The sequence below is a fragment of the Chromohalobacter sarecensis genome, from assembly GCF_023061135.1.
In the GTDB taxonomy this organism is placed as follows: Bacteria; Pseudomonadota; Gammaproteobacteria; order Pseudomonadales; family Halomonadaceae; genus Chromohalobacter; species Chromohalobacter sarecensis.
In genome coordinates, this window is record NZ_JAKGAN010000001.1 from 163459 (window position 1) to 181555 (window position 18097).

The 18097-nt window shown below is 61.5% G+C and carries 16 protein-coding genes and 3 tRNA genes; 17 read left to right on the forward strand and 2 right to left on the reverse strand.

The genetic code is table 11. The annotated features are described in order from the left end of the window. Positions 1-144 precede the first annotated feature (144 nt). From alaS to L1071_RS00795, 6 genes are all read left to right on the forward strand, one after another. Positions 145-2751 carry an alanine--tRNA ligase gene (gene alaS / locus L1071_RS00770; protein WP_246967506.1) on the forward strand — a complete coding sequence of 869 codons (2607 nt, stop codon included), beginning with the start codon at positions 145-147 and terminating at the stop codon, positions 2749-2751. Between the two features lie 79 nt (positions 2752-2830). Then, the gene (locus tag L1071_RS00775; protein WP_246967509.1) at positions 2831-4078 is read left to right on the forward strand and encodes an aspartate kinase; all 1248 of its coding nucleotides are present in this window, start codon (positions 2831-2833) and stop codon (positions 4076-4078) included. Positions 4079-4295: 217 nt separating this feature from the next. Continuing rightward, positions 4296-4493 carry a carbon storage regulator CsrA gene (csrA, locus tag L1071_RS00780; RefSeq protein WP_246898743.1) on the forward strand — a complete coding sequence of 66 codons (198 nt, stop codon included), beginning with the start codon at positions 4296-4298 and terminating at the stop codon, positions 4491-4493. Positions 4494-4717: 224 nt separating this feature from the next. Continuing rightward, positions 4718-4810 (forward strand) — tRNA-Ser (locus L1071_RS00785). A gap of 37 nt (positions 4811-4847) precedes the next feature. Further along, positions 4848-4924 (forward strand) — tRNA-Arg (locus L1071_RS00790). Positions 4925-5032: 108 nt separating this feature from the next. Then, positions 5033-5109: transfer RNA gene (locus L1071_RS00795), tRNA-Arg, on the forward strand. Between the two features lie 107 nt (positions 5110-5216). Here L1071_RS00795 and L1071_RS00800 read toward each other — a convergent pair. Both L1071_RS00800 and L1071_RS00805 read right to left on the reverse strand, forming a co-directional pair. Then, the gene (locus L1071_RS00800; RefSeq protein WP_246967512.1) at positions 5217-5567 is read right to left on the reverse strand and encodes a hypothetical protein; all 351 of its coding nucleotides are present in this window, start codon (positions 5565-5567) and stop codon (positions 5217-5219) included. After that, positions 5560-6033: a hypothetical protein gene (locus L1071_RS00805; protein ID WP_246967515.1), complete on the reverse strand. Its 474-nt coding sequence runs from the start codon at positions 6031-6033 to the stop codon at positions 5560-5562. The genes L1071_RS00800 and L1071_RS00805 overlap by 8 nt, the downstream gene beginning before the upstream one ends. Positions 6034-6267: 234 nt before the next feature. Here L1071_RS00805 and L1071_RS00810 point away from each other — a divergent pair, with 234 nt between their 5' ends. The 11 genes from L1071_RS00810 (at position 6268) to xylB (ending at position 18068) form a co-directional block, all read left to right on the forward strand. Next, on the forward strand, positions 6268-6615 hold the full coding sequence (locus L1071_RS00810; RefSeq protein WP_378109905.1) for a PepSY domain-containing protein: 348 nt from the start codon (positions 6268-6270) through the stop codon (positions 6613-6615). Continuing rightward, entirely contained in the window at positions 6612-7283 is a 672-nt protein-coding gene (locus L1071_RS00815; protein WP_246967518.1) for a winged helix-turn-helix domain-containing protein, read from the forward strand. The genes L1071_RS00810 and L1071_RS00815 overlap by 4 nt, the downstream gene beginning before the upstream one ends. Then, a complete protein-coding gene (locus L1071_RS00820) occupies positions 7280-8662 on the forward strand; it encodes an ATP-binding protein (RefSeq protein ID WP_246967521.1) in 1383 nt (460 codons plus the stop codon). The genes L1071_RS00815 and L1071_RS00820 overlap by 4 nt, the downstream gene beginning before the upstream one ends. Positions 8663-8764: 102 nt before the next feature. Continuing rightward, entirely contained in the window at positions 8765-9724 is a 960-nt protein-coding gene (locus tag L1071_RS00825) for a sugar-binding transcriptional regulator (RefSeq protein WP_040239644.1), read from the forward strand. A 114-nt stretch (positions 9725-9838) separates the two neighbouring features. Next, on the forward strand, positions 9839-11149 hold the full coding sequence (locus tag L1071_RS00830; protein WP_246967524.1) for an ABC transporter substrate-binding protein: 1311 nt from the start codon (positions 9839-9841) through the stop codon (positions 11147-11149). A 78-nt stretch (positions 11150-11227) separates the two neighbouring features. Then, on the forward strand, positions 11228-12115 hold the full coding sequence (locus L1071_RS00835) for a carbohydrate ABC transporter permease (RefSeq protein ID WP_246967528.1): 888 nt from the start codon (positions 11228-11230) through the stop codon (positions 12113-12115). Positions 12116-12130: 15 nt separating this feature from the next. Further along, a complete protein-coding gene (locus L1071_RS00840; RefSeq protein ID WP_246967531.1) occupies positions 12131-12952 on the forward strand; it encodes a carbohydrate ABC transporter permease in 822 nt (273 codons plus the stop codon). An 11-nt stretch (positions 12953-12963) separates the two neighbouring features. Then, positions 12964-14106: an ABC transporter ATP-binding protein gene (locus L1071_RS00845; protein ID WP_246967534.1), complete on the forward strand. Its 1143-nt coding sequence runs from the start codon at positions 12964-12966 to the stop codon at positions 14104-14106. A gap of 11 nt (positions 14107-14117) precedes the next feature. Continuing rightward, positions 14118-14798, forward strand: a complete 681-nt coding sequence (locus L1071_RS00850) for an HAD family hydrolase (RefSeq protein WP_246967537.1) — start codon at positions 14118-14120, stop codon at positions 14796-14798. A 213-nt stretch (positions 14799-15011) separates the two neighbouring features. Further along, positions 15012-16496 carry a mannitol dehydrogenase family protein gene (locus tag L1071_RS00855; protein WP_246967540.1) on the forward strand — a complete coding sequence of 495 codons (1485 nt, stop codon included), beginning with the start codon at positions 15012-15014 and terminating at the stop codon, positions 16494-16496. 75 nt (positions 16497-16571) lie between these two features. After that, on the forward strand, positions 16572-18068 hold the full coding sequence (xylB, locus tag L1071_RS00860; protein ID WP_246967543.1) for a xylulokinase: 1497 nt from the start codon (positions 16572-16574) through the stop codon (positions 18066-18068). Positions 18069-18097 lie beyond the last annotated feature (29 nt).

Genomic DNA, 18097 nt, shown 5'->3' on the forward strand with positions numbered 1-18097 from the left:
GAACGCGTTATACTAGTGCGCCTTGCGATGGTTCGGGGCGACTCGTTTTCCGTCATTCGCCGACTTTCGCGTTTCTCGCCCACCGCTTGTCCGGTCGGGCCGCGCGTGCCCGCAGCGCCTAACGCACACCGCCACGGAATTTCTATGAAAAGCGCAGACATCAGACAAGCCTTTCTGACGTTCTTCGAGGAGCACGGCCATACCATCGTGCCGTCGAGTTCGCTCGTGCCTGACAACGATCCGACGTTGCTGTTCACCAATGCCGGCATGGTGCCGTTCAAGGACGTCTTCTTAGGGCGTGATCCGCGTCCCTACGTACGTGCCACCTCCCCGCAGCGTTGCGTGCGTGCCGGGGGCAAGCACAACGATCTGGATAACGTCGGTTATACCGCGCGTCACCATACGTTCTTCGAGATGCTGGGCAACTTCAGCTTCGGCGATTATTTCAAGCGCGATGCGATCGGCTTCGCGTGGTCGTTCTTGACCGAACGGCTGGGGCTGCCTGCCGACAAGCTGTGGGTCACCGTTCACGTCAGCGACGACGAAGCCGAACGGATCTGGAAGGACGAGATTGGCATCGATTCGGCGCGTTTCTCCAAGCTCGACGAGGACAACTTCTGGCAGATGGGCGATACCGGCCCCTGCGGCCCGTCATCCGAGATTTTCTACGATCATGGACCCGAGGTCGCGGGCGGCCCACCGGGAAGCCCCGATGAGGACGGCGATCGTTACATCGAGATCTGGAACCTGGTATTCATGCAGTTCGATCGCGACAGCAGCGGGACGCTGAACCCGCTGCCCAAGCCGTCCATCGATACCGGCATGGGCCTGGAACGCGTCGCGGCGGTCATGCAGGGCGTGCATTCCAACTATGAGATCGATCTGTTTCAGAATCTGCTCGATGCCTCGGCGGAAGCCACGGGCTATGCGGACACTAGCGCGCCGTCGCTGCGCGTGATCGCCGATCATATCCGTTCCTGCGCCTTCTTGATCACCGACGACGTGCTGCCGTCCAACGAAGGGCGCGGTTACGTGCTGCGTCGCATCATTCGTCGCGCCATCCGCCATGGCCACAAGCTCGGTACCCGCGAGCCGTTCTTCCATAAGCTGGTGGCGGCGCTGGATGCCGAGATGGGCGATGCCTATCCGGAGTTGCGCAAGACACGCACCCAGATCGAGAAGGTGCTGCTCAAGGAAGAAGAGCAGTTCGCGCGCACGCTGGATCATGGCATGGGACTGCTGACGGAAGCGCTGGACTCGCTCGAGGGCGAGGTGCTGCCGGGCGAGACTGTCTTCAAGCTCTATGATACCTACGGCTTTCCGTTCGATTTGACGGCGGATGTCTGCCGTGAGCGGGGCGTGACGCCGGATGAGGTCGGCTTTCAGCGTGAACTCGAGGCGCAGCGCGAACGTGCCCGTGCGGCCAGTCAATTCGGCGCCGATTATACGGCGGCGCTGGAACTGGAGGGCGAAACGGCCTTCACCGGTTATGATCGCTTGGAAGACGATGCCCGTGTCACCGCTCTGGTGGATCGCGAGGGCAATGCGCTGGCGACACTCGAGGCTGGTCAGAAGGGCGTCGTGGTGCTGGATCGCACGCCGTTTTATGGCGAATCGGGCGGGCAGGCCGGCGACACCGGTTACTTGAATGCCAACGGCATGCGTTTCCAGGTGACCGATACCCAGAAGCAGGGCGGGCATCATCTGCATCATGGCGTGCTCGTCGAGGGGCGGCTCGACGTGGGCGACAGTGTCACCCCGCAGGTCGATGCCAGCCTGCGCGCGGCGACCATGCGCAACCATTCGGCGACGCACCTGTTGCACGAGGCGCTCAAGCAAGTATTGGGTGAGCACGTACAGCAGAAAGGCTCGTTGGTGACGGCGGAGCGTCTGCGTTTCGACTTCAGCCATTTCGAGGCGATGACGTCGGCGCAGCTCGAGGAGGTCGAGCGTATCGTCAATGCGCAGATCCTCGCCAACGCCGACACGCGCATCGAGCAAATGACGCTCGACGAGGCCAAGGCCAAAGGCGCCGCAGCGCTCTTTGAGGCCAAGTATGCCGATAACGTGCGCGTGCTGACCATTGGTGCCGATGACTTCTCCATCGAACTGTGTGGCGGCACACACGTGGCGCGCAGTGGTGATATCGGTTGCTTCCACATTCTCAGCGAGGCGGGGGTCGCCGCAGGCGTGCGCCGCGTCGAGGCCGTCACAGGCGAAGGCGCCCTGGCGTATTTCCGCGATCAGGAAGCCAAGGTCACGCGTATCGCCGAGCATCTCAAGGCCAAACCCGAGCAGGTAGAGTCACGTCTCGAGGCGACGCTCGAGCGCAATCGCAGCTTGGAGAAGGAGCTCGAGCGGCTCAAGGCCAAGCTGGCGAGTGCCGCAAGTGGCGACATGCTGGCCGAGGTGCGTGAGGTGTCGGGCGTTAAATTGCTCGCCAAGCAGGTCGAAGGCATCGGTGGCAAGGAACTGCGCGGCTTGCTCGATCAGCTCAAGAACAAGCTGGGGTCGGGGGTCATCGTGCTGGGCGTGGCCGGCGACGAAAAGGTCAGCCTGATCGCCGGAGTGACTGACGATTTGACCGCGCGCCTCAAGGCCGGCGACCTGGTCAAGCATGTCGCCGAGCAGGTCGGCGGCAAGGGCGGTGGCCGGGCCGACATGGCTCAGGCGGGAGGGTCACGGCCTCAGGCGTTGCCTGATGCCTTGTCGAGTGTACCGAGTTGGGTCGAGGCCCGGCTCGGCGAGTGAGATCGTGAAAAGGGTCGTGCGCATGGCGCCGGCCCTTTTCTTCATTCATGCTTGGGAAAACCACCACGGATAGGCAGCTATGGCGCTATACGTACAGAAGTTCGGGGGGACCTCGGTGGGCTCGGTGGAGCGCATCAAGGCCGTCGCCGACAAAGTGAAGCGATTCCGCGACGAAGGCCATCAAGTGGTTGTCGTGGTGTCGGCAATGAGCGGGGAAACCAATCGGCTGATCGATCTGGCCAGCCAGATCAACGATGAGCCTACGCCGCGCGAGATGGATATGCTGGTGTCCACTGGCGAGCAGGTCACCAGCTCGCTGCTGGCCCTGGCCCTGCACAAGCTGGGCGTGGCGGCGACCTCCTACACCGGCGGTCAGGTCGGCATCCAGACCGACAGCGCCCATACCAAGGCGCGTATCCAGCGTATCGAGACCGACGACATTCAGGCCGATCTCGACGACGGTCAGGTCGTGGTCGTGGCCGGCTTCCAAGGCGTCGACGACGAGGGCAACATCACCACGTTGGGACGCGGCGGTTCGGACACCACCGGCGTGGCCCTGGCGGCGGCGCTCAAGGCCGATGAATGCCAGATCTACACCGACGTGGACGGCGTGTATACCACCGACCCGCGGGTGTGTTCCAAGGCGCGCCGTCTTTCGGGCATCACCGTCGAGGAAATGCTCGAGCTGGCCAGCCTGGGCTCCAAGGTATTGCAGATTCGCGCCGTCGAATTTGCGGGTAAATACAACGTACCGCTGCGCGTGCTGTCCAGTTTCGAGGACGGCCCCGGTACCCTGATCGTCGCTGAAGAAGAAGAAGAGGCCTCCATGGAAGAACCGCTGATCTCCGGTATTGCCTTCACCTCCAGTGAAGCCAAGCTGACGTTGCTCAATACCCCCGATGTGCCGGGCGTGGCGTCCAAGATCCTGGGGCCCATCGCCGATGCCAACATCGAAATCGACATGATCGTGCAGAACGTGGCTCCGGCCGGTGACTACACCGACTTTACGTTCACCGTGGCCAAGAACGATTTCAAGCAGACACGAAGCATCCTGCAGGATCAGGTGATCCCGGCGCTGGGCGGTGGTGAGCTGCGCGGCGACGAGAATATCGCCAAGGTCTCGCTGGTCGGTGTGGGCATGCGTTCTCATGCTGGGGTAGCGTCCAAGATGTTCCGCGTGCTGGCCGACGAAAACATCAACATTCGCATGGTCTCTACCTCGGAAATCAAGATCTCCGTGGTCATCGACGAGAAGCAGATGGAGCTGGCCGTGCGCGCGTTGCACACTGCTTTCGGGCTCGATAAAGACAGCATCCAGAGCGAATAAGCAAAGAAATTTGGCCTTCCTGGCCCATTGGCTTCTACGCTGAGGGTGGCGTCAGGACGACGCCGGAAGGCCAGATGCGGCCTTTATTCAGCGCATCCGTGGATGCAGAGTACGCGCCATTGGCTCTCGGGGCCTGTATGACGCATAATTCGCCTTCGTACTGTCGCTTGGCGGTGCATGCATCCCGTTGGAAGAAAGCCTGAGAAGGAGATCAGACATGCTCATCCTGACCCGTCGCGTCGGTGAAACACTGATGATCGGCGACGACATCACCGTTACGGTCCTAGGTGTAAAAGGCAATCAGGTCCGTATCGGCGTCAATGCGCCCAAGGACGTAGCCGTACATCGCGAAGAGATCTATCAACGCATTCAGCGTGAGAAGACCGATAGCGAAGACGGTGGTTCAAGCGTTTGAAGTAACGCATGCGTGGAACCGTCTGAGCTGGTGAAGTCGTCCCCTTTATCCGCTCGGGCTTTTAGACTCGCATGCTTTTGGATTGAGCAGTTTGACATGCACGCAGTACGGTAAGTGAGTCGTTCGCCAAGCAAAAAGTGACGGTATTGATTGATATCAAAAGATTTTCAATCCTCCCTAGACAAGACCCCAGTATAATCGGTAACATACGCGCCGTTGATGAGGGAGAGATGGCCGAGTGGCTGAAGGCGCTCCCCTGCTAAGGGAGTATGGGGTTTATAGCCCCATCGAGGGTTCGAATCCCTCTCTCTCCGCCACTCAACCGGATGCATTGCATCAAAGTGAATAAAGTATGCGCCCGTAGCTCAGCTGGATAGAGTACCTGACTACGAATCAGGTGGTCGGAGGTTCGAATCCTCCCGGGCGCACCACTTTAAGACCCATGTGAGCGAAAGCGAATCACGTGATGATGCAGATGTGAGAGCCTTGGCTCTCGATACAACGCGAAACACGGCAGAGCTGGTCGTGCGTTGTGCAAAGCGCCCGTAGCTCAGCTGGATAGAGTACCTGACTACGAATCAGGTGGTCGGAGGTTCGAATCCTCCCGGGCGCACCAAATATCAAGCCCGTCCCTCCGGGGGCGGGCTTTTTTGTCTTTGTCGACGACTCCCCTTCCTTGACGGTGAGACCTGTGGATTGCAGGAAAACAGTCGTATTCCTTGATCAGTCGTCTGGCTTGACGCGGTAGTCGCCCTCGAGCACACGAGAAGAGTGCTTATCATCCGGCGATCGAGTGTTGTCCTGAGTGCCATTGCCGCCTGCCGGTTGCGCATGGTCGGCACGAAAGGTTTCGGCGCGTTTCTTCATGCGGTGGCGCAAGAAGGGCAGCATCGCCCAGCCGATGAGCAGGAAGAACAGGCCGAGCAGGGTTCCGACGATCATCATCACGCCGAACAACAACCAGGTGGCGAGCAGCTTGAGCCCGCCGGCGCCCTGTGATGGGCGCGCTTGACGCGCCCGTTCTTGCCATTGCTGTGCCGCTTGCCAGGCGGCATTTTGCTGTCGATTAGTCATGTTCCACTCCAGTGACCGTTAGATCATTGCGCTCGAGGCGAATGTCGATCTCACTATTCTGGGCGTCGTAGCCTTCGATATCCACATGCCCTTCTTCATCGACATCCAGTTCGGAAAAGCGTTTCATGCCGGCGTCCTGAGCGTTGCCCAGTGCTTGGTGCAGCTCGTCGCTGGTCAGGCTCCAGTCGGGAACCGTGTCCTTGTGTCGTTTCTCGTGCACCAGGCTACCGTCCTCGATGAGCATGTCGATGTCGAGTTGCCAGCCGTCGTCACGCCAGCCTTCTATCTCGAGGCGATTGCCGTCATCGATGGCGACTTCATCGTAATGGGTGACACCGTATGTATCGGCGTCGTTGAGTAGCGATTCGAGTGCGTTGGGAGATAGGCTGCCGTCATCGGCGAGCGCGGCGGTGGACAGCCCACCCGTGAGAACCATCGGCATCATCAGCATATGCATCGTCTTCATGACTCACTCCTGGCTTTCGCCTCAAGGCTGGTATGATAAAACCGCGACTGCGGATTAGGGGTACGCTAACGCTGTCTACCTTGCAGTCACCTGAAAACGATGTTCATCTTTCGTTCATGTAATCGAGTGTCGGGCATGCGCGGCAGTGATGATCTCTGCAGTGTGGCAAGGGTCGATATGAAGTATCTAGCGCGCGATTATTCATGCTGCATTCATGTCGGCCGAGGCAAACTCATGTCCATGAAACGCTTCAATCGCTGTATCAAAGCGCTGATGCTGGTGGCGGTGGGTATCATGGCCTGCCAGTCGCTGGTCGCGGCCGACGATGACGAATGGCGCTCCCTGCACCGCGAGGTGGAGGAGGGGCGTGTGGTCGCTCTGCCCGAAGTGCTCGACTGGCTTGAGCGGCATTATATAGGCCAGGTGCTAGAGGTGGAGCTCGAGCGTGATGATGGCCCACCGCGCTACGAAATCGACATGATCGGCCCGCAGGGGCAGGTGGTGGAATTCGAATTCGATGCCACGAGCGGGGAAATGATTGGTATCGAAGGGGTCAATATCGATGGGATGGCACGTCAATGAAGGTGTTGCTGGTCGAGGATGATACCGCGTTGGCAGAGGCGCTCGGTGAGGCGCTCGGAGAAGCGGGATTGTTGTGGGAGCATGCCGCGACCGGCGCAAACGCCGATTATCTCGTGCGCGTCGAGTCCTATGATGCCGTGATACTCGATCTGGGGCTCCCCGATGGTGATGGTACGCGTTGGCTGGCGGCCTGGCGCGAGGATGGTATCGACTTGCCGGTATTGGTGCTCACGGCCCGCGAGCGCTGGTCGGACAAGGCGGCGGGCTTTTCCGCCGGTGCCGATGACTACGTCACCAAACCCTTCGAAACCGCCGAGGTGCTGTTTCGTCTACGTGCTCTGGTACGACGCAGCCATGGACATGCCCATCCCATACTCAGGTTGGGTGAGTTGGCGCTGGATACGCATACCGGTAGCGTCACCTTGGCGGGGCGCCCGATCACCTTGACGGCCCAGGAATCGCGGTTGCTGGCCTACTTGCTGCATGCCGCGCCGCGTATCGTGACACGCACCGAACTTTCCGAGCATGTCTATGACCGTGATCATGAGCCTGACTCCAACGTCATCGACGTACAGGTCAGTCGCTTGCGCCGTAAGCTCGGCAACCAGCGCATCGTGACCTTGCGCGGTCAGGGGTATCGTCTGGTGGCGCCCGAGGATGAGCAATGAGTCGCCACCCCTGGCGACAACGTCTTGCGCGTACCTCGATCCGCGCGCGATTGCTGATCGCCTCGTTATTGCTGGTCATGGTGGCGCTCCCCCTGGCGGGCACGGGGCTTGCTTATAATTTTCGCGATTCCGTCACCACCGCCTTCGACGACCGTCTCGAATCGTTGCTCAATGTATTGCTGGCGGGCGTGCAGGTCGATGCCCAGAACGAAGAACTGCGTATGGCGCGCTCGCTGGGCGACCCGCGATTCGAGCGAGTCTTCTCGGGATGGTACTGGCAGATCAGTGCCGATGAGGGGCAAACGCTGACCTCGCGTTCATTGTGGGATCAACGGCTACCGACCGATAACGCCACGGGCGTTGCCGTGAGCGAAGTCGAGGGCCCGCGTGGTGACATGCTGCGCGTCATCGAGCGTGATATCCGCCTGCCGGGGCATGCCGAGACGCTGCATGTCAGCGTGGCGGCGTCACGCGAGGAGTTGGATACCGAGGTGGCGCGCTTCGAGTGGCTGCTGGGGTTGTCGCTGCTGGCGCTTGGCGCCTTGCTGCTTGTCGGGCTGGCGATTCAGATTCGCTGGGGACTGGCGCCGTTGCGTCGCATGCATACCAATCTACGTGCGGTTGAATCCGGCGATATCGACAGCCTCGAAACGGATTTCCTGCCCGACGAGCTGGCGCGCCTGGCGCGTGCCATGAACGGTGTGCTGGAGCGAGACAGGCGTCTGATCGAGCGCGGTCGCAACGCCGCCGGCAATCTGGCGCATGCGCTCAAGACCCCGGTCAGCGTGCTCACCACCCTTGCCGAACGCTTCCCGCCCGATACGCGCGACCGCCTGCACGGTGAACTGGGGCGCATCGACGACGCCGTTCGCCATCATCTTGCCAGAGCTTCTGCGGCCGGTGGGGTGGTCCTTGCCGGCAAGGTAGACGCCGCCCAAACCCTGGCGCCGGTGCTCGAGGGATTGACGCGAATGGGGCAACGGCGCGGTGTCCAGTTGACGCAAGCGTTGGCCGATGACCTCAAAGTACGCATGGAGGCCCAGGATCTGCAGGAACTGGTCGGCAACCTGCTGGAGAATGCGCTGCGCTGGGCCGACAGCCAGGTCACGGTGAGCTTTCATCCGCTGTCATCAGGCGTTGAATTGTTGATCGAGGATGACGGTCCCGGCATGAGCGAGACACAGCGTGATGCCGCCCTGGCGCGGGGTTCCCGACTCGACGAGCGACGCTCCGGTTCCGGGTTGGGCCTGGCTATCGTCGAGGATTTGATGACCCTCTACGGTGGCCAACTCTCGCTGTCACGCGCCTCGCTCGGCGGACTCGCCGCACGCGTCTGGCTGCCCACGTCACCGGTGGCGCCGAGCGGTATCGAGTCCTGATCGTCTGACGTGGTCGCGGCGTGCTCTGAAGGGGCGCGTATTGTGCGCGTGACGTGCGATTGCGATGATGCCGGCATTCCCCTTCCAGCAGGAGCAGCGGCGATGGACAAGTACGAACTCAAACGCGAGCAGGCGGCGCGTGCGGCCTGGCTGTCCTATGTGGGGGGACGCACCCAGGATGAAATCGCCGGCCAGTTGGGCGTCTCGCGCCCCGGTGTGCAGCGCCTGCTGGCATTGGCGCGGCAGGAAGGATTGGTCAAGGTGCATATCGACCATCCCATTTCCGGGTGCATGGCGATGGGCGAAGCGATTCTCACGCATTTCGGGCTGGATTACTGCGATGTAGTGCCCAGCGACCCTGACGTTCCGGATAGCAGCCCGCGCTTCCTCGCCCAGGCGGGCGCCGAACGCCTGGCTGGGCTTCTCGATCGCCAGCAAGCGCTGACACTATCGCTGGGCACAGGGCGTTCGGTGCGCGCTACGGTGGAGGCTCTGAGCCGTCTGGATCGCTCGCAGCATCGCATCGTGTCGCTGGTGGGCAATGTCGCGCGTGACGGCTCTGCCAACCGCTACGATGGGGTGATGGTGCTGGCCGACAAGACCGGGGCGGAGCGTTTTCTGCTGCCGGCGCCGGTGGTCGCCGCCTCGGTGGAAGAAAAAGAAGCGCTGCTGGCTCAGCAACTCGTGCAGGCAGTGTTCCATATTGCCCGTGAAGCAGAAACCGGGGTCATCGGCATCGGTCGTATCGATCCACGCGCGACTCTGTTCCAAGATCATTTCATCAGTGAAGCAGAACTCAACGAGCTGCTCGAGGCCGGCGCCGTGGGGGAGCTGCTCGGCTGGCCGCTGGATACCCAAGGGCGGCTCATCGATTGTCCTATCACGCGCCGGATCACCAGCTTGCCGTTATCGGCCCTCGGCGGTCAGCCGTTGATGGGCTTGGCTGGCGGACACGACAAGGGCCCGGCGATTCTGAGTGCCTTGCGGGGGGGCTGGCTCAAAGGGCTGGTCACCGACGAGGCGGCGGCACGCTATATCGTGTCCACATTGGGGGCTGCTTAGGCCAAAGTCTAAGCGTGTGAGGTTTGCTTTTTTTTGCGTTGCAAATGATCATTTGAATACTCAATGAGTAGATTGATCAAAACAAATTCAAGAATCTCCTCTCAGGAGCTCGCCATGTACCTGAAACACATATTACCCCTGGCTGGGGCCGCGACACTGGCCTCGTTCGCCGCACATGCCGAAATCATCACCGTGGCCACGGTGAACAACAACGACATGATCATCATGCAGGGCCTGACCGATGAATTCGAAAAGGCCCACCCGGATATCGACCTGGAATGGGTGGTGCTCGAGGAAAACGTGCTGCGTCAGCGTCTGACCACCGACATTGCCACCGATGGCGGTCAGTTCGATGTCATGACTGTCGGCACCTATGAAGTGCCGATCTGGGCCAATCAGGACTGGTTGGTGGAACTCGACGACCTGCCCGAAAGCTATAATGAACAGGATTTGATCAAGCCGATCCGCGACGGCTTGAGCCAGGACGGTTCGCTATATGCGCTGCCGTTCTACGGCGAGAGTTCGATGATGTATTACCGCACCGATCTCTTCGAAAAAGCCGGCATCGAGATGTCCGATCAGCCGACCTGGGACCAGGTTCAGGATTGGGCGAGCCAGATCAACGACCCCGACAGCGACGTTTACGGCATCTGCCTGCGCGGCAAGCCGGGCTGGGGCGAGAACATGGCTTTCATCTCGACATTGGTGAATACCTTCGGCGGCCGTTGGTTCGATGAGGACTGGCATCCGGAAATCAATTCGCCGGAGTGGAAGGAAGCGGTCAGCTTCTACGTCGATCTGATGAACAAATACGGCCCGCCGGGCGCGACCTCCAACGGCTTCAACGAGAACCAGGCGCTGTTCTCCAGCGGCAAGTGCGGTATGTGGGTCGATGCCACCTCGGCTGCCGGCAAGTTTTATGATGCCGATGAGTCGCAGGTAGCTGACAAGTTGGGCTTCGCTCCCGCACCGATTGCCAAGACCCCGAAGGGGGCCAACTGGCTATGGTCGTGGACGCTGGCGATTCCCACTTCGTCGGATTCCAAGGACGCCGCCAAGACCTTCATTACCTGGGCGACCTCGCAGGAATACATCGAACTGGTCGGCGAGAAAGAAGGCTGGACCAGCGTGCCCCCGGGCACTCGTGAATCGACCTACGAGAATCCCAAGTATCAAGAAGCCGCGCCGTTCGCCGACTTCGTGCTGAACGCCATCCAGACCGCCGACCCGACCGACTCGACGCTCAAGCCGAGCCCGTATATCGGCGTACAGACCGTCAATATTCCCGAGTTCCAGTCGGTGGGTACCCAGGTCGGGCAGATGATCGGTGCCGCGCTTTCCGGCCAGCAGTCGGTCGATGCCGCCCTCGATCAGGCCCAACGCTCGGTCGAACGTACCATGCGTCAGGCCGGTTACTACGACTAACAGATAGCGTCCCTCTTCGGCCGGATCGTCATGATCCGGCCGCATTTCCCGACTCGTTTCCTTCAGTAGGGCATTCCCATGCGCGAGAGAACGTCTGGACGAACCGTCGGCGGCTTCCGCAATCTGTTCCTGCAGGGCCCGGCGGTTACCCTGTTGCTGCTGTGGATGCTGGTGCCACTGGGCATGACCCTGTGGTTCTCCTTCCAGCGCTATAACCTGATCAATCCCATGATCTCCGGCTTCGCCGGCTGGGACAATTACACCTATCTGCTCACCGACCCGGCCTTGTGGACGGCGATGGGCAACACGCTGCTGCTGGTCGGCTGGGTGCTGGCGATCAGCGTGATCGGCGGCACGCTGCTGGCGGTACTTTTCCAACAGGAATTCTTCGGCCGTGGCATTGCCCGGCTACTGGTGATCGCGCCGTTCTTCGTCATGCCCACCGTCGGAGCATTGGTATGGAAGAACATGCTGATGCACCCGGTCAACGGGGTGTTCGCCTGGCTGAGCCAACTGCTGGGACTGCCGGTGATCGACTGGTTTTCGTCGATGCCATTGGCGTCGATCATCATCATCGTGTCTTGGCAGTGGATGCCGTTTGCGCTGCTGATCCTGCTCACCGCCATCCAGTCGCTGGACGACGACCAGGTCGAGGCGGCGCGCATGGATGGTGCCGGGCCATTGGCGATCTTCTGGTTCATCACTCTGCCGCACTTAAAGCGCGCGATCAGCGTGGTGATCATGATTGAGATGATCTTCCTGCTGACCATCTTCGCCGAGATCTTCGTTACCACCTCGGGCGGTCCGGGGCTGGCCTCGACCAACCTGGCCTATTTCATCTATATCCGCGCGCTGCTGGATTTCGATGTGGGTGGCGCCTCGGCCGGCGGGGTCATCGCCATCATTCTGGCCAACATCGTGGCGATCTTCTTGATCCGCACCGTAGCCAAGAATCTCGAGACCTGAGGCGAGGAGCACTGCATGAACCCTACGATGACCAAGAAACTGCTGCTCACGCTACTCGCCTGGAGCATCGCGCTGATCGTGTTCTTCCCGATCTTCTGGATGGTGTTGACCGGCTTCAAGACCGAGGGTGAGGCGGTCGCGACACCGCCCAGCCTGTTCTTCGAGCCGACCCTGGCGGGCTACCACACCGTCATGGCGCGTGCCGACTATTTGAAATTCGCCCTCAACAGCATCGTGATTTCGTTCGGCTCGACGCTTCTGGCGCTGATCGTGGCGATTCCCGCGGCGTATTCGATGGCCTTTCTGCCGACCAAGCGCACCCAAGGCACGCTGCTGTGGATGCTTTCCACCAAGATGCTGCCACCGGTGGGCGTGCTGATGCCGGTCTATCTGTTGTTCCGCGACATGGGGCTGCTCGACTCGCAGCTCGGACTGACCATCATCTACATGCTGATGAACCTGCCGATCGTGGTGTGGATGCTTTACACCTTCTTCAAGGACATTCCCAAGGACATCCTCGAAGCGGGGCGCATGGACGGTGCCGGCACCCTGCAAGAAGTGTTCTACCTGTTGTTGCCGCTGACCCTGCCGGGGATCGCTTCCACCGGGCTGTTGTCGGTCATCCTGAGCTGGAACGAGGCCTTCTGGAGCCTCAATCTGACGACCTCGGATGCTGCCCCGCTAACTGCTTTCATCGCCTCCTTCTCGAGTCCCGAAGGGCTGTTCTGGGCCAAGTTATCCGCCGCCTCGACGCTGGCCATTGCGCCGATCCTGATCTTCGGTTGGATGACCCAGAAACAGATGGTTCGTGGTCTCACCTTCGGCGCCGTCAAATAAGGAATTCCGCCATGGCAACGCTACAACTCAACGACATCGTCAAGGACTTCGGCGGCACTCAGGTGATCAAGGGCGTCGACCTCGAGGTCAAGGATCGCGAATTCGTGGTCTTCGTCGGCCCGTCGGGCTGCGGCAAGTCGACCCTGATGCGGATGATCGCCGGGCTCGAAAGTACCACCAGCGGTGAGATCTCCATCGATGGCGAGCGCATCAACGAGGTCGGGCCGGCCGATCGTGGTCTGGCGATGGTCTTCCAAAGCTACGCGCTCTACCCGCACATGACCGTCGAGGACAACATGGGCTTCAGTCTGCGCCTGGCCAAGGTGAAAAAGGCCGAGCGTCGCGAAAAGGTGCTCGCCGCTGCACGGATTCTGCAGCTCGAACCCTTGCTCGACCGCAAGCCCCGTGCGCTCTCCGGTGGCCAGCGCCAGCGCGTGGCCATTGGCCGGGCGATCGTACGCAATCCCAGCATCTTCCTGTTCGACGAACCGTTGTCGAATCTCGATGCGGCGCTGCGCGTGCAGATGCGCATCGAGCTGGCGCGGCTGCACGAAGAACTCGACGCGACGATGATCTATGTCACTCACGATCAGATCGAGGCCATGACCATGGCCGACAAGATCGTCGTGCTGCAGGACGGCTTGGTCGAACAGATCGGCTCGCCGATGGAACTCTACCACCACCCGTGCAACCGTTTCGTGGCCGGCTTCATCGGCTCGCCGAAGATGAATTTCCTCGACGTCGAGGTCCGCGAAGCAAGCGGTGAAGGCATCAACGTGGCACTGCCTGGCGGTGACTGCCGCGTGCCGGTCGATGGCAGTGGCGTCAGCGCCGGCGACACGCTGACGTTGGGCATCCGCCCCGAACACTTGAAGCTCGATGACGCGGGCCCGCTGACCGGCAAGATCGTGGTTATCGAGCGTCTCGGCGGGGTCACCTCGTTGTATCTCGAGCACGGCGACAGTGAGTGGATTCTGGTTGCCGACGGCGATGTCGCTCACCGGGTGCACGACCAGGTGCGCTTTTCCTTCGACCCGACCTGCGGCCATCTCTTCAAGTGCGATGGCGAGGCGCTGAGCCATCTGCATCGCCACCCGCTGGTCGACATCGACCGCAAGCAAAATCGCGTGTCCTCCCCCTCGGACGGCCAATGATGGAGTCGCCCATGGAGATGCTGATCTTCGATTGCGATGGCGTGCTGGTCGACAGCGAAGCCATCGCCGAGGCGGTGCTGCACGAGTGTCTGACGGCTTGGTTGCCCGACTTGGCCATCGGCGACGAACTGCGCCATGCGCTAGGCATGACCACCCAGGCGATTCTCGAGCATCTCGCCGCCCACAGTGCCTATGCGTTACCCGACGACGCCTTGGCGCGTATCGATGCGGCGATCGAGGTGCGTCTGGGCGAGGAGCTCGAGGCGATGGCCGGCGTAGCGGCGGCCATCGAGGCGCTCGATTTGCCGCTGGCGATCGTCTCCAACAGTCGCCGCCGCCGCGTCGTCGACTCGCTGGCCAACACCGGACTCGATGCACTGCTCGGCAAGGCACCGCTGTTCACCGCCGAGCAGGTCGCGCGCCCCAAGCCGGCGCCGGACGTCTACCGATTGGCGGCGCAGAGTCTCGGGGTGGTCCCCGAGGCCTGCCTGGTCATCGAAGACAGCGTGTCCGGTGCCCGTGCGGCATGTGCCGCCGGCATGACGGTGATCGGCTTTACCGGCGCCAGCCATATCGAATCCGGCCACGAAGAGCGGCTACGCGAGGCCGGTGCCTGGCAGGTGCTCACGCACATGGCGGAACTCGGCGCGCTGGTACAGCGCTGGCGTGATGAGCGACCGGGTGCGCGCTAGGCGGCCACGTGTCGTATCTCTTACAACCCAGTGATGACAGCGACTACGTGGCGGCCCAGACGCTGAATATCGACGGCGGCAACTGGATGAGCTGAAGGCGTTCCGGGAAATCAAGGCCGCCTCCGTCGCCGCCGATGTGCACTGGTCCGCAAGCGACCGACCTTTTTAAAGATCCACAGGCGAAGCATTCGCCGCCCACGGCAGGAGATATTCATGACCCGACTCAATAACGACAACCTGCAACATCTAGCGGCCGATATCGCCGTGCCTGCCTATGACCGCGATAGCGTGACATCGGGCATCGTTCACATCGGTGTGGGTGGCTTCCATCGCGCCCATCAGGCGATGTATCTCGATACGTTGATGAATCGTGGTGAGGCACTGGATTGGGGCATCATCGGCGTCGGCGTGATGCCGGGCGATGTGCAGATGCGCGATGCTCTGGCGACGCAGGATCATCTCTACACGCTGATGATCAAGCATCCCGACGGACGGTACGAGGCGCGTGTGATCGGCTCGATCGTCGATTATCTGTACGCGCCCGAGGCCCCCGATATGGTCATCGAGACCATGAGCGACTCCGCGATTCGCATCGTCTCGTTGACGGTGACCGAAGGCGGCTACAACGTCGATCACATCACCGGTGAGTATGATCTCACCACCCCTGAGGTGCGCCAGGACCTGGCCACGCCCGAAGCACCATGCACTACCTTCGGGCTGGTCGTCGCGGCGCTCAAGCGGCGTCGCGAACGGGGTATCGCGCCGTTCACGGTGATGTCCTGCGACAACATCGAGGGCAATGGCGATGTTGCCCGCAAGATGTTCACCGCCCATGCGCGTGCATTGGATGATGAACTGGGCCACTGGGTCGAAACCGAGGTTTGCTTTCCCAATGCCATGGTCGATCGCATCACGCCGGTGACGACGCCCGATGATAGCGCCGCGCTCGCCGAGCGTTTCGACGTCGAGGACCAATGGCCGGTGGTCTGCGAGCCCTTCACTCAATGGGTCCTCGAGGACCGCTTCCCCGAAGGGCGTCCGCCCTACGAGCAGGTCGACGTGCAGATGGTCGACGACGTCGTGCCTTATGAACTGATGAAGTTGCGTCTGCTCAATGCCAGCCATCAGGCGCTGACCTATTTTGGGTACCTGGCGGGTTACCGTTATGCCCACGAGGTGTGCCAGGATGCATTGTTCGTCGATTTCCTGCTCGATTACATGGACCGTGAGGCCACGCCGACCCTGTCCCCGGTCCCCGGTGTGGATCTTGACGCCTACAAGCGCACCCTGATCGAGCGCTTCGCCAATCCCGAGATCAAGGACACCCTGGCGCGGCTATGCGCGGAAAGCTCGGACCGCATTCCCAAGTGGCTGTTGCCGGTGATCCGCGAGCAGCTCGCGCGTGGCGGCGAGATCCAGCGTAGCGCCGCCGTGGTGGCCAGTTGGGCGCGCTATGCTGAAGGGGTCGATGAACAAGACCAACCGATCGAGGTCGTCGATCGCCTCAAGGAGCGTTTGATGGCGGTGGCCAGCGACAATCGTACCTATCCCACGGCGTTCATCGAGCAGCACGCCTTGTTCGGTGACCTGGCGGAGAACGCGCGTTTCCGCGATGCTTATCTTCAGGCCCTCGAGTCCCTACATGCCGAGGGTGCGCGTGCGACGCTTCGCGCCTTGGCCGAGGGTCGTATGTCGTAATGCGATCAACAAACGGATACTCGAGGTTCCGCCTCGCGCGGGCCATGCATCGCAGCGCTGGAATAAGGAGAGAACATGTACGTTGGCGTGGATTGTGGAACGCAGAGCACCAAGGTGGTGGTGGTCGATATCGAGCGTGCGGCGATCCTGGGCGAGGCCAGCCGTTCGCATCATTTGATCGAAGGCGATAACGGCAAGCGCGAGCAGGACGTTAGCGAATGGATCTCGGCCTTGACCGAGGCGTTCCACGAGGCGGTGAGTGAGGCGCGTATCGATGCGCGCGACATCCGCGCCATCGGCGTCTCGGGGCAGCAGCACGGCATGGTGGCGCTGGATGCCGACGGCCAGCCACTGCATCCCGCGAAACTGTGGTGCGATACCGAAACAGCGCTGCACAACGAGACGCTGATCGAGCGCCTGGGCGGCCGGGAAGGCTGCCTGGACAAGCTGGGGCTGGTGCTGCAAACCGGCTATACGGCCTCGAAAGTCGCCTGGTTGCGCGACACGCATCCCGACGCCTACCAGCGTATCGCCACCTTGCTGTTGCCCCACGATTATCTGAATTTCTGGTTGACCGGCGAGCGTGTCGCCGAGTGCGGGGATGCCTCCGGCACCGGGTATTTCGATACCCGCGCACGTGAGTGGCGCCATGACGTGTTCCAAACCATGGCGCCTGAACTCTCGCCGGAAGCGGTACTGCCACGTTTGATCGACTCTCACGCGCCAGTAGGAACGGTACGTCCCGAGGTCGCGCGCCTGTTGGGCCTCGGCGATGACGTGCTGGTGTCCAGTGGCGGCGGCGATAACATGATGGCGGCCATCGGCACCGGCAATATCGCCCCCGGCATGGTGACCCTGAGCCTGGGTACCTCGGGAACCGTGTACGCGCATTCGGCCGCACCGATGGAGGCCGAGGACGCCCAGGTTGCCAATTTCTGCGCCAGTCACGGCGGGTGGTTACCGCTTATCTGCACCATGAACGTGACCTCGGCGACCACCAAGGTTCGCGAGCTGTTCGGTTTCGATCTGGCGACCTTCGGCGAGCGCGTGGCCCGGGCCCCGTTGGGTGCCGAGGGCGTCATGGCGTTGCCTTTTTTCAATGGCGAGCGTGTGCCGACGCTGCCGCATGCTACCGCCAGCTTCGAGGGCATGACGAGTCTCAACACGACGGCGGACAATCTCTGTCGCGCGGTAGTCGAAGGGACGACGTTCGGGCTACGCTATGGGTTCGAACGCTTGGGCGAGCTGGCATCGCAGGCCAGCCAAGTCCGTCTGGTCGGCGGTGGCGCCAAGAGTGCCGTCTGGCGCCAAATCGTCGCCGATGTGCTGGATGTCGATGTGATCTGTCCACGCATTACCGAGGCTGCCGCCTTGGGTGGGGCGATTCAGGCCGCCTGGTGCGATACCCAGACGCGTGGGCAGGGCGAGTCGTTGGCGGCACTGACCGAACGGCTCGTCGAGGTGGATCTCGATACCTTGACCCGCCCGCGTGGCGAACCGGTACGCCGTTATCAGGAACTCTACCAGCGTTACCGTCAGGCGCTGGCCGAACGCTACGACGTCGCGCCATGAGACGCGACCCATGACCCTTTTCGTTACAG

Coding starts and splice junctions, on each gene's coding strand:
- L1071_RS00840 (WP_246967531.1), top strand. CDS start 12,131: ATGAACCCTACGATGACCAAGAAACTGCTGCTCACGCTACTCGCCTGG.
- L1071_RS00800 (WP_246967512.1), bottom strand. CDS start 5,567: ATGACTAATCGACAGCAAAATGCCGCCTGGCAAGCGGCACAGCAATGG.
- L1071_RS00805 (WP_246967515.1), bottom strand. CDS start 6,033: ATGAAGACGATGCATATGCTGATGATGCCGATGGTTCTCACGGGTGGG.
- L1071_RS00810 (WP_378109905.1), top strand. CDS start 6,268: ATGTCCATGAAACGCTTCAATCGCTGTATCAAAGCGCTGATGCTGGTG.
- L1071_RS00775 (WP_246967509.1), top strand. CDS start 2,831: ATGGCGCTATACGTACAGAAGTTCGGGGGGACCTCGGTGGGCTCGGTG.
- xylB (WP_246967543.1), top strand. CDS start 16,572: ATGTACGTTGGCGTGGATTGTGGAACGCAGAGCACCAAGGTGGTGGTG.
- L1071_RS00815 (WP_246967518.1), top strand. CDS start 6,612: ATGAAGGTGTTGCTGGTCGAGGATGATACCGCGTTGGCAGAGGCGCTC.
- L1071_RS00845 (WP_246967534.1), top strand. CDS start 12,964: ATGGCAACGCTACAACTCAACGACATCGTCAAGGACTTCGGCGGCACT.
- L1071_RS00820 (WP_246967521.1), top strand. CDS start 7,280: ATGAGTCGCCACCCCTGGCGACAACGTCTTGCGCGTACCTCGATCCGC.
- L1071_RS00855 (WP_246967540.1), top strand. CDS start 15,012: ATGACCCGACTCAATAACGACAACCTGCAACATCTAGCGGCCGATATC.
- alaS (WP_246967506.1), top strand. CDS start 145: ATGAAAAGCGCAGACATCAGACAAGCCTTTCTGACGTTCTTCGAGGAG.
- L1071_RS00830 (WP_246967524.1), top strand. CDS start 9,839: ATGTACCTGAAACACATATTACCCCTGGCTGGGGCCGCGACACTGGCC.
- L1071_RS00850 (WP_246967537.1), top strand. CDS start 14,118: ATGGAGATGCTGATCTTCGATTGCGATGGCGTGCTGGTCGACAGCGAA.
- L1071_RS00825 (WP_040239644.1), top strand. CDS start 8,765: ATGGACAAGTACGAACTCAAACGCGAGCAGGCGGCGCGTGCGGCCTGG.
- L1071_RS00835 (WP_246967528.1), top strand. CDS start 11,228: ATGCGCGAGAGAACGTCTGGACGAACCGTCGGCGGCTTCCGCAATCTG.
- csrA (WP_246898743.1), top strand. CDS start 4,296: ATGCTCATCCTGACCCGTCGCGTCGGTGAAACACTGATGATCGGCGAC.